The sequence below is a fragment of the Paenibacillus sp. sgz302115 genome (assembly GCF_056120445.1).
On the sequence record NZ_JBVYOK010000024.1, the window covers coordinates 1 to 15087 of the forward strand.

17 protein-coding genes are annotated in these 15087 nt (G+C 50.8%); 1 reads left to right on the forward strand and 16 read right to left on the reverse strand.

Features of this window, described 5'->3' with window-relative positions; genetic code table 11:
- Positions 1-408: 408 nt before the first annotated feature.
- Positions 409-1284 carry a nucleotidyltransferase-like protein gene (locus tag AC0LWN_RS27880; RefSeq protein ID WP_474671123.1) on the reverse strand — a complete coding sequence of 292 codons (876 nt, stop codon included), beginning with the start codon at positions 1282-1284 and terminating at the stop codon, positions 409-411.
- 130 nt (positions 1285-1414) lie between these two features.
- Here AC0LWN_RS27880 and AC0LWN_RS27885 point away from each other — a divergent pair, with 130 nt between their 5' ends.
- Positions 1415-1780 carry a DUF2614 family zinc ribbon-containing protein gene (locus tag AC0LWN_RS27885; protein ID WP_474671125.1) on the forward strand — a complete coding sequence of 122 codons (366 nt, stop codon included), beginning with the start codon at positions 1415-1417 and terminating at the stop codon, positions 1778-1780.
- Positions 1781-1915: 135 nt separating this feature from the next.
- On the opposite strand, the gene AC0LWN_RS27890 is transcribed toward AC0LWN_RS27885, so the two are convergent.
- From AC0LWN_RS27890 to AC0LWN_RS27960, 15 genes are all read right to left on the reverse strand, one after another.
- Entirely contained in the window at positions 1916-3637 is a 1722-nt protein-coding gene (locus AC0LWN_RS27890; protein ID WP_474671127.1) for a glycosyl hydrolase family 18 protein, read from the reverse strand.
- 235 nt (positions 3638-3872) lie between these two features.
- Positions 3873-4304: a peroxide-responsive transcriptional repressor PerR gene (perR, locus tag AC0LWN_RS27895; RefSeq protein WP_458966256.1), complete on the reverse strand. Its 432-nt coding sequence runs from the start codon at positions 4302-4304 to the stop codon at positions 3873-3875.
- A gap of 126 nt (positions 4305-4430) precedes the next feature.
- On the reverse strand, positions 4431-6293 hold the full coding sequence (locus tag AC0LWN_RS27900; protein WP_474671129.1) for a DUF4097 family beta strand repeat-containing protein: 1863 nt from the start codon (positions 6291-6293) through the stop codon (positions 4431-4433).
- A 41-nt stretch (positions 6294-6334) separates the two neighbouring features.
- The gene (locus AC0LWN_RS27905) at positions 6335-6805 is read right to left on the reverse strand and encodes a GNAT family N-acetyltransferase (RefSeq protein WP_474671131.1); all 471 of its coding nucleotides are present in this window, start codon (positions 6803-6805) and stop codon (positions 6335-6337) included.
- Between the two features lie 93 nt (positions 6806-6898).
- Positions 6899-8332 (reverse strand): Asp-tRNA(Asn)/Glu-tRNA(Gln) amidotransferase subunit GatB, encoded by a 1434-nt coding sequence (gatB, locus tag AC0LWN_RS27910; RefSeq protein WP_474671133.1) that lies wholly within the window; start codon positions 8330-8332, stop codon positions 6899-6901.
- A 64-nt stretch (positions 8333-8396) separates the two neighbouring features.
- Positions 8397-9854: an Asp-tRNA(Asn)/Glu-tRNA(Gln) amidotransferase subunit GatA gene (gatA, locus tag AC0LWN_RS27915; protein ID WP_474671243.1), complete on the reverse strand. Its 1458-nt coding sequence runs from the start codon at positions 9852-9854 to the stop codon at positions 8397-8399.
- Positions 9855-9877: 23 nt separating this feature from the next.
- On the reverse strand, positions 9878-10165 hold the full coding sequence (gene gatC / locus AC0LWN_RS27920; RefSeq protein ID WP_458966260.1) for an Asp-tRNA(Asn)/Glu-tRNA(Gln) amidotransferase subunit GatC: 288 nt from the start codon (positions 10163-10165) through the stop codon (positions 9878-9880).
- Between the two features lie 325 nt (positions 10166-10490).
- A complete protein-coding gene (locus AC0LWN_RS27925) occupies positions 10491-10874 on the reverse strand; it encodes a hypothetical protein (protein ID WP_019908424.1) in 384 nt (127 codons plus the stop codon).
- Between the two features lie 155 nt (positions 10875-11029).
- The gene (locus tag AC0LWN_RS27930) at positions 11030-11803 is read right to left on the reverse strand and encodes an ABC transporter permease (protein WP_474671135.1); all 774 of its coding nucleotides are present in this window, start codon (positions 11801-11803) and stop codon (positions 11030-11032) included.
- The gene (locus AC0LWN_RS27935; protein ID WP_474671137.1) at positions 11800-12714 is read right to left on the reverse strand and encodes an ABC transporter ATP-binding protein; all 915 of its coding nucleotides are present in this window, start codon (positions 12712-12714) and stop codon (positions 11800-11802) included. The genes AC0LWN_RS27930 and AC0LWN_RS27935 overlap by 4 nt, the downstream gene beginning before the upstream one ends.
- A complete protein-coding gene (locus AC0LWN_RS27940) occupies positions 12714-12905 on the reverse strand; it encodes a PLD nuclease N-terminal domain-containing protein (protein WP_019908421.1) in 192 nt (63 codons plus the stop codon). Before AC0LWN_RS27940 ends, AC0LWN_RS27935 begins: the two co-directional genes overlap by 1 nt.
- A gap of 266 nt (positions 12906-13171) precedes the next feature.
- Positions 13172-13498, reverse strand: a complete 327-nt coding sequence (locus AC0LWN_RS27945) for a YxlC family protein (protein WP_474671139.1) — start codon at positions 13496-13498, stop codon at positions 13172-13174.
- On the reverse strand, positions 13488-14021 hold the full coding sequence (gene sigY, locus AC0LWN_RS27950; protein ID WP_474671141.1) for an RNA polymerase sigma factor SigY: 534 nt from the start codon (positions 14019-14021) through the stop codon (positions 13488-13490). Before sigY ends, AC0LWN_RS27945 begins: the two co-directional genes overlap by 11 nt.
- 60 nt (positions 14022-14081) lie before the next feature.
- Positions 14082-14261, reverse strand: a complete 180-nt coding sequence (locus AC0LWN_RS27955; RefSeq protein ID WP_474671143.1) for a hypothetical protein — start codon at positions 14259-14261, stop codon at positions 14082-14084.
- Between the two features lie 192 nt (positions 14262-14453).
- The gene (locus tag AC0LWN_RS27960) at positions 14454-15083 is read right to left on the reverse strand and encodes an MBL fold metallo-hydrolase (RefSeq protein ID WP_474671145.1); all 630 of its coding nucleotides are present in this window, start codon (positions 15081-15083) and stop codon (positions 14454-14456) included.
- Between the last annotated feature and the right edge of the window lie 4 nt (positions 15084-15087).

Here is a 15087-nt window from a genome sequence, read left to right on the forward strand (position 1 = left end):
CCAATAAGGTTATTGAAAAGAGCGATTCGCTCATTTTGAAACATCTGACGAGAATTTGCATTCTCATTTTTGGACTTCACTTTCGTGAAATCCCACTCACTCGTTGTTCAGTTTTCAAAGATCAAGTTCTCGTTTTTCTTCATCGTTGCTTGTCAGCAGCGACCTTTATAATATATCACAGCGCCCTCGTTTTAGTCAACCATTTTTTTAAATTCTTTTTTTCGATTGTCTGCCGCTTGCTTTGCAGCATATTGATGCGTCAGAGGGACGAGTTATAATGTAACACAACAACAACAGAAGAGTCAACAATAAATATTCCCTGATCTTTGCGGTTCATTCAGGACCCGAGACAAACAAAAAAAGAGAGCATACAGCCTCTCCTTATCCCAGTATTTATTCTCTTTATATTTATAAAGTGTAGCGGACCGTATGTCCATCTCCGGCATCCTCTGCCCAGAAGGCGATTCCCCTTATCAGTGAACGTGATTCCAGCTTGCGTAACACCAGAGGCAGCTCCGCACCCAGTTGGCTGCAGCCGGTATGCTGAAGCAGTTCTTTTATACTCCAGGGCTCTTTGCGGCTGTTCAGAAGGTTGAGCAGCATAGCGCAACAATCAGACATTTTGGACATCAGTGCAAATTCACATGCCAGCAAAATCAGCTCCACTCTCTGATCCAGAGTCTCTGTACTTACGGTCAGTTCTTCATACAGCTTATGGACGGACGAATTGAGACCTTTAACTTGCTCCCATACTGCCGGGTCAGGAAAATATCCAGCTTCACCGACTTCTATCCGCGCCCAATGATACAAAGCGATCAGCACACAATTATAGGCATCCATGGTACAGCCGGCTTCGAGGTATCGTTTTGATTTCACGTACATATGCAGGAACCTGGCAAACTCAGTAAACAGTACCCGCTCCCTAAGCGGGTCTTGAAACTGCAGGATCTCCCGGCGCATTTCTCCGAGGACTCCCTTGGCGTCCCAAATAACTTCCCCCGCCATCAGACTGGTGAGAAGCTCATTGTTATCCCCAGCCATTACAGCCCTTTCTAACGCATCCAGGCCTACATGCACCGTCTGTGTACGTCTCTCACCTGCAATAGTATGGGTAATAATACGTTCCTCTTCTTGCTCCTCATGCACCATCAGTACCACCATATCAAAATCATGGAGAAGCGCACTCTGAAACGGGGCATTGCCCTCCTGCCGCAAAGCGATTGCTCCCAAAACATTATCATCAAACGTTTCTCCACTAAATAAAGTCAAATTAGACAGTTCCATGCTTCCCTCCATCAAATTTGGCGATTTTGCGTCCGTCAGTTATAATTCTCTTAATTAATTAATATTCTACATATTCATATCAGTTCCTCCTGAACAACCGAACTATATTTCAGTTAGGGGGCAAACACTCATGAAGTTTAAAACGGCAAAAATCAATGTTTTTCGCACATGGGGACTATTGCTTACCATGCTCGGAATGGGGCTTATGATTCTAGGAACAGCAGGGATCGTATTCTGGGGTTCGGCAGGCAAAGTGGTTGCCGCAATAGGACTTGTCATTGGGCTCATCTCCATGATGGCCAGTCTGGCTATTTATTTTTGGGCGGGGATGATGTCAACGAGCGCTGTGCAGGTGGAATGCCCGGAGTGCCATAAGCTGACCAAAATACTCGGCAAAACCGACCGCTGCATGTTCTGCCATACCATACTCACCATGGACCCGGAGCAGGCAACAATTACCGCAGAGCAGCTTGAAAGCCAGCAGCTTAAGCACTAAACACCCGAAAATGCCCCAGAACATGAATCCTCTTCTTAGTATTTACTCCTTCACTGAATTGCTGCTGAATAAAAGTATAAAAATAAGGAGGCTCCCGGAATGGGGCCTCTTTATTATGACTATGCTGATGCCAAGCTACTGATTAATCTCTTGTAAAACCTCCCAAGCCTCCTGGCTTGCGAAACTGCGGTTCCAGGACCCTACGCCGCCCAGCTTTAAGGACTTGGCTAGTTCAACTCTCGCTTTAAGGGAGAGCGTGTCTTCAATCCATATTTTGCGCAGGACACCGTCCTCTTTGTACTCCACATAATTCTGTCCCGCATCCTTATCCAGTGTAGGCGTGAGCTTTTTCTCAGAAATAATGTCCTTCACAGCCTTCATGCCGACCGCCTTGGAGCTTACTTTCGTTTTACCGTCTGCTGTGGTCTCCGACCAGATTCGAGTGTAGAGCGGTACGCCCAGAACTAGCTTCTCCGCGGGAACATCATCCTCTTCGAGGATGCGGTTTATGGAACTCTCCACCCAAGGGAGTGAAGCGACAGAGCCTGCGGTGGGACTGGAAGCCCAATGCTCATCGTAAGCCATGACAATCATAAAATCCACCACTTCGCCAAGCGCCCGCCGGTCGAGAAAGAGCGACCACATTTCGCTTTTGGATTTTGGGGTTACATCAATAGAGACAATGAGGTTTTTGGCTTGGGCCATAGGCTTCAGCTCACGCATGAACTGCGTAACATTATCTCCATCCTTGGTATAGACGTTCTCAAAGTCGATATTAATTCCATCCAGACCGTATAAATCAGCATATTCCAGCATCTGAACGATAGCATTCATCCGTTTCTCATAGCTCGATAAAGCCTGGGTGGTGAGATCAGCCTCAAAGCTGTTGGTCAGCACTCCCCAAACCTCCATGCCCTGATTATGAGCCCACTGCACATAGGCACTGTCCGCCTGACTCCGCACATTGCCCTTCACATCGACGATCTTGAACCAGGTGGGACTGGCGACATTGACTCCCGGAAACTTACCGAATTTAGCCGGGTTAGGCTTACGTTCGTATACAGCTTCCCAGAATAGATTGACGGGTTTTCCTTTCCAGCTACGTTCCGCACGTGTGGGGACTGCCGGTTTCTTGTCCACTGTCTTTTGACCGTTCTCGATAATATCGCTTGATTTGACATAGCCCGTAATTCCGCTGCTCGTCTGCACATACAGCCAGTCAGCATTGTCTGCATTCCAGATCTTCACACCTGTTCCCGGAGACATATCGGCAAGAATTGGAGCATGAACTGTGGCCTTGCTGCGCAAAGCTCTTGTCCCCTCCCCCTTATCGCCCTTTACCTTCCCCAGTGGTACGGTTTCACCGGCACTCATCAGCAGAACAGCCCCGGTGTCGGTATCCTCTTCCACCTCAAAACCGTACAAATTCTCCAAAGTGTCCGCTGGGAGGTAGGTTATCCCCTTCTTTTCTTCAGGTGCCAGACGGAGCTGGAGCGGCTTATTATTCAGGCTGGCAGCAGTTGAATCCTCTTGCATATATAAAAGTTCTTTGTCTGTCGATAAAATGACTGATTTCGTCTCTTCCTCATAACGGATGGATGCATCCACATATTTCTGCAGCAGCGGAAGCGGCAAAAGCAGCTTATCTCCTGTGCCTGATGCGGAATATCCCGTAAGCTCTCCTTTGACGAAAACAGGCTGTTTCAGCCCTTTCCAGTCAGGATCGGTATGAAAACGGTTAGGCAATACATCATATACAACCCAATAGGCTGCGGCAGCTATAATGACCAGTCCCAATAAACGGCGAAAAAGACCTCCGCGCTTCCGAGTGCGTCTTTGTCTCTGTCTTCTGTTCAAAATGTACCTCCAAATAAATAGCTGAATTTGAATGCGGGGATAATCAATCTTAAGTATACGCTATGCAAAGCTGTTTGGTTGCGCAAAAATACTTGAAGGTTTGTCTTTTTCTGATAGATTTCAAGAAGGAGATATTCCGCTCATGGAGCAAATGCAAAAAAACGTGAGGCCTCCGCTTCCGGATTCCGCACGTTATTCATGCTATATTATACCTTCTGATCCTTGTCATAATATATCAATGCTGCTTCTCGCTGCAGCACTTGCAAACCCCATACAGTTCCATACGCAGGCCATGAATTTTGAACCCCGTATCCTGCTCGGCACGCTGTTCTACCTCATGGAGCGAAGGATAACTGAAATCCTCAATCTTGCCGCATTCTTGGCAGATAACATGATAATGGTCAGACACATTGGCGTCAAATCGGCTGGAATTGTCACCATAGGTCAGCTCGCGGACCATTCCGGCTTCCATGAACATTTTCAGGTTGTTGTACACTGTTGCCACACTCATGCTCGGAAACTGCGGCTCAAGCGCACGGTAAATGTCATCTGCCGTAGGATGATTCATCGCTTCCATCAAATACGTAAGAATCGCATGACGCTGGGGCGTAATACGGACACCGGTAGTCTTCAATTGTTCCAATGCATGCTGTACACCACTACCCATCAATGTCACCGCCTTTTAATTAGAAAACATAATAATGACTCTAATGTAATTGTAAGACCGGGCTTTCATTGTTGTCAACGGAAGCAATACATTATATTCATTATTATATAATAAAAATTACTTAATTCAATATTTCCTCACATTTAGGTTGCTATTTCCTTCGACATGAAGCTTATATTCGCCCGTGCCTATTTCACCGGAGATGTTTTTCTTATCAATGGTCAGACCGGGGAAATCAGAGTCGATATTGCCATAGCCGCTTGAACCATCTACTGTGAAGTTCCCCAGCAAAGGCAAATACAGCTCAATATCACCCACTGCACTGTAAATATCCCAGTCTCCGCCGAAATCGGCCGAGCGTACATTTATTGTGCCATTAAGGGATTCGGCATGCAGCTTCGCTCTGGCCCCATCAATAGTCAGGTTGCCATTTTTACTGGAAAGATCCAATTCATCTCCGCTCCCGGCAGCAGAAATATTGCCAACAGCCGTCGATAGCTTCAGTGCTCCGGTAACATCCCAGGCAAACATATTTCCGCCGCTTGTGGCCAGATCAACGTTACCCTGAGCGTTTCTGACACGAACATCCCCATTCAGCGTCTTACCTTGAACATCACCGAAAATGCGGTGCAGAATCAGCTCACCATTTCCGGTCTCTAGTGAAATATCCTTAATTGCCTCTACATTCTGCAAAGTAATGCCGCCATTCATCGTCCGCACCTCCAGATTAAACCGGCGGTCTTCGGGGACGGAAATATCTAAATCCATACGCGGCTGCCGTCTGCCGGAATCTCCGTACGCTTTGGTTTTCGGGATGATTTTGATAGTTGAGCCTTCAGTTACTTCGACAAAAGACTGTTCTGCAATCGCCTCGGCGACTGCGCCCTCCAGTTGATCCACCCATACGGTGGACGAAATCTCAATATTCTCCACTGGTGCACGATGAATCAGAATATCACCGTTGATGCCGTCGACAGTAATTTTTGAGGTGCCCAGTTCAACAGGTACAAGCAGCGGGTCCTTCACAAACTTACTTCCCTTGGCTTCGCCGTAATCAACGGCCGCTGCGGTCAAATTCAGGCTAACCCGGTTCCATAAATGCAAATAATGATCTTGTTCAACAACAATAAATACACTGGCCGCGAGCACAATCGCAGACAGTAGTCCGCGTAAATCCATCCGTGCACGCGTTCGTGACCTTCCCTTGACAACACGCCCAGAGAATAAGTAAATAAGCAGGTACTCCAGTCCCCAGAGCACAGCTATAATCGGCCACCATTTGAGCAGCAGCAGCATATTGTCGGTTCCGTTTCTCCAATCCAGGAACAAGAGAATACCTACCGTTATAAGCAGTGTTGAGGCTGTGTATCTGCCCACCCGCCGGCTCCGCCGTTCATTGCTATCGCGCTGAAGCAGCCCCTTCGCAATCTCCCGGATACAAAGGTATACACCACAAGCGGCCAGTACCGCCGCTATTGCCACACTCGCATAATGCTCAATAAAATATTGCAGCCAGGCTGGCTTTTGCCGGAAAAGAAAGAGCAGCGCTCCGCCAAGCAGCAGCATAAGCCCAAACGAAATTCCCGGTTCGCTGACCAAACGGCGCCGTTTTCTCTTCGAAGACGGAAGCGGCAGCGATTCAGGATCTTGTTCCGCAGGCAAACGCAGAAGGCGGTCAGCGGACTGCAGCACATCGAATACATTGTAGAAGTATAGCACCGGGATCATTAAAGCCAGCAAAATTAGCAGCGGCACATTAATCTGCATACCTATCGACGAGAAATAGAGCAATGCGGCAATATCAAGCAAAATAATAAAAATGAAGGAGATCCCTTTACGGAGCAGTCCGAAATACAAATGCCCTGCACCAGGGACCAGCGCCGCCAGGAGTCCGGCAATGAACTTGCGTTTGCGGCGGGGACGATGCTTGAGACGCGGAGGCAAAGGCGCCGCTGGAAGCTTGGCGGAATCATCTTGTTCGGTGCTCATAAGGGGACTCCTCCTTTCATCATAACTGCGGTTCCTACGCTTCAAAGTCTGCCGCTCCGGTGGAATTCAATTAGCTCGACACCAGGAGCAACCTCCTCTATCCCGACAGGCACAAAACCATGTTTTGTATAAAGTGCAACTGCAGGAGTGTTAAGCTTCCCGGTGGATACGATAAACCGGTTCCTTCCGGCATAATGGTCAAAAATAAATTCCAGAAGCTGTCCGGCCACTCCCCGGCGAAAAAAATCAGGACTCACCATCATCCGTGTAACGGTAAGCTCGCCTGGCGACTCTTCCAAGGCCGCAACGGCTCCCATTAATTCATCGCTGTCATCAAAGCAGCCGTAGAAGTCCTCCTCAGAGCGTCTCAGCATGTCCCTGGTCTCCAGCAGCGGCGGAATCTCATGGAACCCTATCATCTCCGCTTCCAGCCGGTAGGCCTTGTGCTGCATAATCCATAGCTCACTCAGGATGTCGTCATCCTGCAGATCCAGCTTGATTATCTTGTTCATCCGCACATTCCCCTTATATGCCGCGAAAGGCCTGCCGTTGCCGACAAGCCCTAGCGCTTATGTTCCTAAAAGTATATTATCCAAAAACGGATTCTAGCTGTTCAGCACTTCGGCCAGCAGCGTATTTACAAGCCCCGGATTGGCTTTGCCTTTGCTTTCTTTCATAACCTGTCCCACCAGGAAGCCAATTGCTTTCTGCTTGCCTGCCTTATAGTCTTCAACGGATTGCGGATTTGCGGCTACGACAGCTTCGACAATCTGCTTAATTGCACCTTCATCGCTAATCTGTACAAGACCTTTTTCCTCAACGATTGCCGCCGGAAGCTTGCCGCTCTCCAGCATTTCCTTGAAGACGGTCTTGGCAATCTTGCTGCTGATCGTTCCGCCTGAGATCAGGCCGATCATTTCGCCCAGTCCCTGTGGTGTAATCTTCACTTGGGACAGCTCCAGCCCGCCACCGTTCAAATAGGCCAGCAAATCACCCATCATCCAGTTGGCTACTGCCTTCGCATCCTGCGTATAGGCCAGAGAGCCTTCAAAGAAATCGGCCAGCGGTTTGGAAGAGGTGAGCACACCGGCATCGTAGGCGGTGAGGCCGTATTCTTCGCTGTACCGGCTCTTCCGCGCATCCGGCAGTTCGGGAATGGTAGAGCGGATCGCTTCTTTCCAAGCGTCATCAATATGCAGCACAATCAGGTCCGGGTCCGGGAAATAGCGGTAGTCGTGAGCTTCTTCCTTGCCGCGCATGGATAAGGTTTTGCCTTGGGCTTCGTCCCAGCGGCGGGTCTCCTGAACTACGGTGCCCCCATCATCCAAAATCTCTCCTTGGCGGAATTGCTCATATTCCAGACCCCGCAGAACGCCGCGGAAGGAGTTCATGTTCTTCAGCTCGGCGCGGATTCCAAACTCTTCCTGGCCTTCCGGCCGCAGGCTGATGTTGGCGTCGCAGCGCATGGAGCCCTCTTCCATCTTCACATCGGATACGTCGCAGTACTGCATAATGGCCCGGATTTTCTCCAGATAGGCGCGGGCCTCCTCGGGCGAGCGCAAATCCGGCTCGGAGACGATTTCGATCAGCGGTGTTCCCACACGGTTGAAATCGACCAGTGAAGCAAAGCCGCCATCCACATGCGTCAGCTTGCCGGCGTCTTCTTCCAGATGCAGCCGGGTGATGCCGATCCGTTTGGTCTCTCCGTTCACTTCGATATCTATCCAGCCGTTCAGGCCAATCGGCTGATCATATTGCGAAATCTGATAGGCCTTCGGGGAGTCGGGATAAAAGTAGTTTTTGCGGTCGAATTTGCTGACATCACCGATTGTGCAGTTCAGCGCCATAGCCGCTTTCATGGCATATTCCACAGCCTGGCGGTTCAGTACCGGCAGCACGCCGGGATGGCCCAGACAGACAGGGCAGGTATGTGTATTAGGCGGAGCACCGAATTCCGTGGAGCAGCCGCAAAAGATTTTGGACTTGGTATGAAGCTCCACATGAACTTCCAGCCCGATGACCGTTTCGTATTTAGCCATATCTATTCTCATTCCCTTAAAAGTTTTGTGAGTATATGCTCCAGTGAGCATTTCCGGGCAAAACCTACAGCTTCGGAGATTCTTTGTGGTAATCCGTATTCTGTTCAAAAGCATGCGCGACGCGCAGAACCGTACGCTCGTCAAATTCTTTGCCGATAATCTGCAGACCAACAGGCAGCCCTTCGGCAAAGCCGCATGGAATGCTGACGGCTGGAATACCGGCAAGGCTGACCGGAATGGTCAAGATATCATTCAGATACATCGTCAGCGGATCTTCCGTCTGCGAGCCCAGCTTGAAGGCTGTGGTTGGCGCAGTTGGTCCAATGACCACATCATATTTTGTAAAGACTTCGTCGAAGTCCTGCTTAATCAAAGTGCGCACCTTCTGCGCCTTCAAATAATAAGCGTCATAATAGCCGGAGCTAAGAGCGTAGGTGCCGAGCATAATCCGGCGCTTGACCTCAGGTCCAAAGCCCTGGCTGCGGGAATTATGGTACAGATCAAGCAGACCCCCTCCATCATCCACGCGCACACCGTAACGCACACCGTCAAAACGGGCAAGATTCGAGGAAGCTTCGGAAGAAGCGAGCAGATAATAGGCCGCTACCGCATATTCAGTATGCGGCAGAGAGACCTCTTCCCACACTGCGCCAAGGCCTTCCAACACTTTAAGTGCGGACAACACCTTTTCACGGACGGAAGCCTCTACGCCTTCCCCGATATATTCCTTCGGAACAGCAATACGCAGGCCGGAGATATCGCCAGTAAGGGCGCTAAGGTAATCGGGAACCTCCACTTTGGCTGAAGTGGAATCCTGAGCGTCATAGCCGGAAATAGCCTGCAGCACATAGGCTGAGTCTTCCACGTTTCTTGTAATCGGGCCAATCTGATCCAGCGATGAGGCAAATGCTACCAAGCCATAACGCGACACCAGGCCATACGTAGGCTTAAGGCCGACTACTCCGCAATACGAAGCGGGCTGACGGATGGAACCACCGGTATCGGAGCCAAGAGCGAACAATACTTCTCCGGCAGCCACTGCTGCCGCCGATCCGCCGCTGGAGCCGCCAGGCACACGTTCCAAATCCCAAGGGTTGCGCACTGGGCCAAAGGAAGAATTCTCATTGGAGCCGCCCATGGCGAACTCGTCCATGTTCAGCTTGCCGATGGTAACAGCATCTGCCTGACGCAGCTTGGAAACTACAGTGGCATCATAAATCGGCTGGAAATTGGAGAGGAATTGACTGGCGCAGGTTGTGCGCAGCCCTTTGGTAACAATATTATCCTTAATTCCAGCCGGAAGGCCAAACAGCAGGCCGCGGGCTGCGCCGGAAGCCAGCTTGTCATCCAATGTGCGTGCCGAAGCACGGGCCCCCTCTTCATTTAAAGTCAAAAATGCATGCACCTTCCCATCATGCTCCGCGATGGTTGCCAGTGATTGTTCGGTCAGCTCACTGACTGAAATCTCTTTGCCGTGCAGCATATTATGTAATTCAGGCAATCGATATTGAAACAGGCTCAACATTCTTCCTCCTTTCGCTATGGTTATTCCAAAACTGCGGGAACCTTGAAATGTCCGTCTTCAGCTTCCGGCGCATTAAGCAGCACTTCCTCTTGAGACAGACTCTCCTTCACCACATCATCTCGCATCACATTGCTGACCTGCAGCACATGGGTTGTCGGCTTCACATTCTCTGTGTCAAGCTCATTGAGTTTCTCAGCATATTGTAAAATAGCATTCATCTGTTCTGTAAAGGTTGCCTCTTCTTCCGGGCTTAATTGCAGACGGGCCAGCTTGGCCACATGCTGCACATCTTTGACCGTAATGCTCATTAGAATATCCCTCCTGTTTAAAGGGCTAAAGCGCCCGGATAACGTTTTTAATTATATTGTAGAAGCCTGTACAATTCAATGCGCTTGTGCGTTTCCTCCTAATCCGCCGCTTATGCGGCATGTTAAACTGGAGCGATCAATAGCAGCTTAGACCTTGCCAAAACAGTGAAAAGGATGATCTCTGATGCAAATAACTGAATACATGAACTGTTATTGTACAAAAAGAGAAACGGCTTCGCAGTCCTCTGTAAGAGGCGGTAGCCGTTTCTGCGGGTAATATAAATTCCTTATAATTAGAAAAAGAGCCGGCATACGCCGGCTCTTCCTAAATCCAAGCCCGAAGATTCACCTGCTTGATGAATTCCGCTTGGGACAAGCTTTCCTTAGACACTGTTTCCGTCTCTTCTGTATCCAAATCCTCACCATTCATCAAATGGTGGAACAGCTTCTCGTTGTGCGTAGACAAAGCATAGTCAATCAACGCTTCATGCGTTGCCCTCTCAGCTTCTACTATCAGCAATTGCTCCTCCGCCTCAATGTCCTCAGCCGTAACATAGAAATTTCTGTTCGCCTGCGGGACACGGATGACATAATCAAAAGCATTGTCAGGATTGCGGTCATAAGCAATCAGGTAGCCGTAGTCTCCGATAGGAAGACTTTGCTCAAAAGCGTCCGCGACAATGACAATCTTCTCTCCTAAACGCAGCATCGTCCTACCTCCTGACTGAAATCTATCATGGTTCTGCTTGTTCCCACAGTCTACTAAAAAAAGATAGAGCTGTCCAGCAGCAGGAGGAGTGCATCTATGAAATTATATTGAAAACAATCTGAAAATACATGAAAATCGGCGATTTGCGCAGTTTTTCATCCATTCGGAAATTGATTCCTGCGGATCAGCAGCGAAGCTGATGCAATGCATAGAATGATCAGCACTCCCGCAGAAAGAACCGGACCGGGACCGGCCTTGCTGCCCTCCGTGAGGAGCTTGGCGGACAGCCCGGGAAGAGCAGCCGGCATCCAGGAGAGCTGTGTAGGGAAAAGGCTGTGGGCAAGCGACATTGCTGCCGAAACCAGCAGCCCAAGAAAAGCGGCGGCGGCTCCGCGCAGGCAGGAGCTGAACAGTAGCGCCAGCGAGACGGCGCACAGCAGCCAAAGGCCATACAACCCGGCTGCAGCCAATACGTCGCTCCAGGAGAGCGGACCCATCAGCTCTTCTGTATAGTAGGCGGCTCCCGCCGCCCCCAGTCCAAGAGCGATAATTAGCACGGTTAGCTGCGCAGCCCATTTGGCCGAGACGATTGCCGCCGGAGCTACCGGCTTGACCAATAGCAGTTCCGCCGTACCGCTGCTCCGTTCACCAGCCAGACTATTCATCACTCCCAATACTAGAACCAGCATGCCGATCGTTCCATATTGTCCAAGCGCTTGTGCCATAACAGCGGCTGCACCCGGCATTTCATAGCCCTCCAGCAGCCCTGGAGGGACATTGCCCGAAGCCTTGAGAATTTCCGGCATATAATAGGTCGTGAGCGGCTGCAGAATTCCAAGAATAATGAATACCGCCGGAACCCAGATCAGCTTATAGCTGCGCAGGGCCTCTATCATTTCTTTTTGGTAGAGCGTCCATAGGTTCCTCATGACCCCACCACCTTCATAAACAAATCCTCCAGCGTTGAGGAGCCTGCTTCGAATTGCAGCAGCGGAATATCAAGCTTCCCCGCTTCCTGCAGGATCGTACGGCGCGCCAGCTCTACATCGCTAACATTAAGAGTAGCCGATCCACCGGTGATCACGGACTGCTCAACAAACGCTCTGTGTGCAAGATCCTCCAGCCACCGGAGCGCAGCAGCTTCCGGCTCTGTTGTCAGCTTGATGACAGGAAGACTGTACTGTGTGCGGAGCCGGGAGATGGCTCCCTGCTCTGCAATTAAACCGTGATTCATAAGAATCACCTCATCACATATCTCCTCAGCATCATGCAGAACATGCGTGGAGAAAATTACTGTGGTCTCCTCGCGGATTTCCCGCAGCAGCTCCATAACCTCCCGGCGGCCGATCGGATCAAGCGCCGAGACCGGCTCATCAAGCAGCAGCAGCCGGGGCCGGTGCACCAGCGCCTGTGCCAGACCAAGCCGCTGCTTCATGCCGCCGGAATATCCGGCGATCCGGCGGCGTGCAGCATCCCGAAGGCCAACCCGTTCCAGAACAAGAGGCGCCATTGCAGTAGCCTCCTTGGCATTCAGGCCGCTCAGCTTCCCGGAGAAGACAATATATTCCTGCCCGCTCATCCAGCCGTAAAAGGCAGGGGACTGAGGCAAATAACCAAGCGCCTTGCGGTAATCGCCGGGAGAAGCGCCGCCGTCAAAGGAGATCCGGCCCGAAGTAGGCGGCAGCAATCCCGCCAGCATGCGCAGCGTAGTCGTCTTGCCGGCTCCATTCGGCCCCAGCAGAGCCACACATGTACCTGCTTCAATCTTAAAGGTGATCCCGTCTACCGAAACATGCTTGCCATAGCTCTTGCGTAAATTTGCAACCTCCAGCAGCGGCATCAGCTTTCTTTCCTTCCTATGGTGAAATATGCGACACTGCCCAGCAGATTGCCAAAAATCAAAATAATCACCCACAGCCATTTCGGCCCCCGAACCCGCTCCGCCTTAGCCAAAGAAATCAGGCCGAGAATGGCAAGCAGAGCTTGCAGGGCCATTAGCGGCCAGATTAATCCCCATTTGATTTCGTCCATGGTTTCACCCACCTTTGAATTACTTTGCCGGAGCAATGCCCCGGTTGATTAAGGTCCTCGCTTTGCTCTCCGCCGATCCGGAAGAACTACAAAAAGCAGGTAACAAAAAAGCGGGGTGGGAGCTCCAGTAAGTCCCCATAATCCCCAGAACCAGGCCATTCTGCCTCTGCCCCGCTTTTGCGCATTCCGAAACAGCAAGGTCCCCTGGAGCAGCAGCACCGCAGCCAAACAAACCCACACTACAAAGGGTACATCCTGCAGTTCCTTCACTCTTCCGCATCCTCTCGTCTGCGCCAGATCCGCATTACTGCCAAACCTCCGAGAGCTGCGATTGGAAATGCCGCCTGCAGAACCCAGTACAATACCGGAGCAAAACCCAAGGCGGCCAGAACCATGCCAAGCAGGAACAGAGCTACAAGCAAGAACATCTGCAGCTCCTTGCGGAGCTTGCGCTGCCTGCGAAGCGCTTCAGCAGCAATGAACTGCTCCATTCCCTGCAAGGAAGGCGGGGTGATGTCTTCGTATTGTGCATCCAGCCGGCCAAGCTCCGCCGACAGCTTGCGCAGCAGCTCTTCATCCTTATCATTCTTCATCCTCACTCAGCTCCTTTCGCAGTTGATTAAGACCTGCGGCCACCCGCGATTTGACTGTACCGGATGGGATCTGCAGAATTGTGCCAATCTCGTCATAACCATAGCCGTAATAGTGCTTCAGCAGCACCGCCATCCGCTGGGCGGAAGGCAGGCGGGAGAGCGCATCAAGCACCTCGCTCCACTCCATATTCCGGCTCTCAAAACGCCAGCGGATGGAACGGACCCCCTCCTCCTGCCTCCGCCACTGTGTCTCAAGCTTCCAGCGGCGCTTCCGGTCAATGTACAGCCTGGTGGCAATGGTGATCAGCCATGAGGAAAAAGAAGAAGCACCGTTATAGGAAGATATCTTCTCCATGCATCTGACCATGGTATCCTGCGCAAGCTCCTCTGCAAGCGAAGGGTCCATAGTTGCTTTGACCAGATATTTATACAGGAAGGTATAATGATCCCGCAGCAGCATGGCCAACGCTGAAGTATCTCCCTGCTGTGCCTGACTGATCCTCTCCAGCATTCCGTCGCTCATTGGCTCCTCCATCCACAGCTTTCATTTACACCTGTAATACGAATATGTATGGCGAATCGTTCATTCGCGGTCAGAATTATTTTGCAGCTCCCATAACTTGCGCCGCCAAGGCTGGATAGCCCCCTTGCCGCCCGGAAAGCTCCAGAAGAGGCATTCCTTCTTGCAGCGCTCCTCTGAAGCAGACGCCGGCTTCCCGGCATCTTCATCTGTATGGATTTCACGTTCAATATTATTATTCAAGCCCGTTCCCCCCATTAGCTTCCCCACCTGATTCCTATATGTAAACAAAAAAAGAACGCAAACCGGGATTATTCCACAGTCTGCGTGCTTCGCGAGGTTAAATGTTACATTTAATTAACATTATTGTAGCAACTTTGTATTCTCTTGTCCATCAGTTTTTTGCCGCTTTATGTCGACTTCCTTGATATGGAGTCACATAGGGACGTAAGGATTACGGAGCCGTTCGAAACCAATGGTCGTCCGTGGTCCATGACCGGGAAAAACCCGGACTTCTTCATCCAGCCGGTACAGCTTGCCGCGGATGGAGTCGATAAGATCGCGTTCACGGCCGCCTGGCAGATCGGTGCGTCCTACTCCCAGCTTGAACAGCACATCTCCGCAAAAGAGGTCGCTGCCGCAGAGGAAGCTTACGCTGCCCGGGGAGTGTCCCGGGGTATGGAATACTCGGAAGGTAAGTCCAAGCAGCTCCAACACCTGTCCTTCCGCCAGATCATATTCGGCAGGATCTGTGCTGATAGGCGGCGTGACATCCGGCCACATCAGCGAGCCGTTCAGCTTGGGACTGCTTAGCCATTCACTCTCAAGGGCATGCAGATAGACAGGGCATTTCTTGGCTTTGCGAATCTCGTCAAGACCGGCGATATGATCGAAGTGGGCATGTGTAAGCAGGATGGCCTCAATCTCCATACCTTCAATTGCGCGCAAAAGGGCGGCTGGATTGGCTCCGGGGTCGATAATTACACCGCGTCCAGGATCAGCACCTGTCAGCAAGTAGGCATTGGTCTGGAGAGAACCGAGATTATAGGAACGTATATTGAGCATCGCT

Coding starts and splice junctions, on each gene's coding strand:
- AC0LWN_RS27940 (WP_019908421.1), bottom strand. CDS start 12,905: ATGGACGAAATCAAATGGGGATTAATCTGGCCGCTAATGGCCCTGCAA.
- AC0LWN_RS27930 (WP_474671135.1), bottom strand. CDS start 11,803: ATGAGGAACCTATGGACGCTCTACCAAAAAGAAATGATAGAGGCCCTG.
- AC0LWN_RS27960 (WP_474671145.1), bottom strand. CDS start 15,083: ATGCTCAATATACGTTCCTATAATCTCGGTTCTCTCCAGACCAATGCC.
- AC0LWN_RS27945 (WP_474671139.1), bottom strand. CDS start 13,498: ATGAAGAATGATAAGGATGAAGAGCTGCTGCGCAAGCTGTCGGCGGAG.
- AC0LWN_RS27885 (WP_474671125.1), top strand. CDS start 1,415: ATGAAGTTTAAAACGGCAAAAATCAATGTTTTTCGCACATGGGGACTA.
- gatB (WP_474671133.1), bottom strand. CDS start 8,332: ATGGCTAAATACGAAACGGTCATCGGGCTGGAAGTTCATGTGGAGCTT.
- AC0LWN_RS27905 (WP_474671131.1), bottom strand. CDS start 6,805: ATGAACAAGATAATCAAGCTGGATCTGCAGGATGACGACATCCTGAGT.
- sigY (WP_474671141.1), bottom strand. CDS start 14,021: ATGAGCGACGGAATGCTGGAGAGGATCAGTCAGGCACAGCAGGGAGAT.
- AC0LWN_RS27880 (WP_474671123.1), bottom strand. CDS start 1,284: ATGGAACTGTCTAATTTGACTTTATTTAGTGGAGAAACGTTTGATGAT.
- AC0LWN_RS27925 (WP_019908424.1), bottom strand. CDS start 10,874: ATGCTGCGTTTAGGAGAGAAGATTGTCATTGTCGCGGACGCTTTTGAG.
- gatC (WP_458966260.1), bottom strand. CDS start 10,165: ATGAGCATTACGGTCAAAGATGTGCAGCATGTGGCCAAGCTGGCCCGT.
- AC0LWN_RS27900 (WP_474671129.1), bottom strand. CDS start 6,293: ATGAGCACCGAACAAGATGATTCCGCCAAGCTTCCAGCGGCGCCTTTG.
- AC0LWN_RS27935 (WP_474671137.1), bottom strand. CDS start 12,714: ATGCCGCTGCTGGAGGTTGCAAATTTACGCAAGAGCTATGGCAAGCAT.
- perR (WP_458966256.1), bottom strand. CDS start 4,304: ATGGGTAGTGGTGTACAGCATGCATTGGAACAATTGAAGACTACCGGT.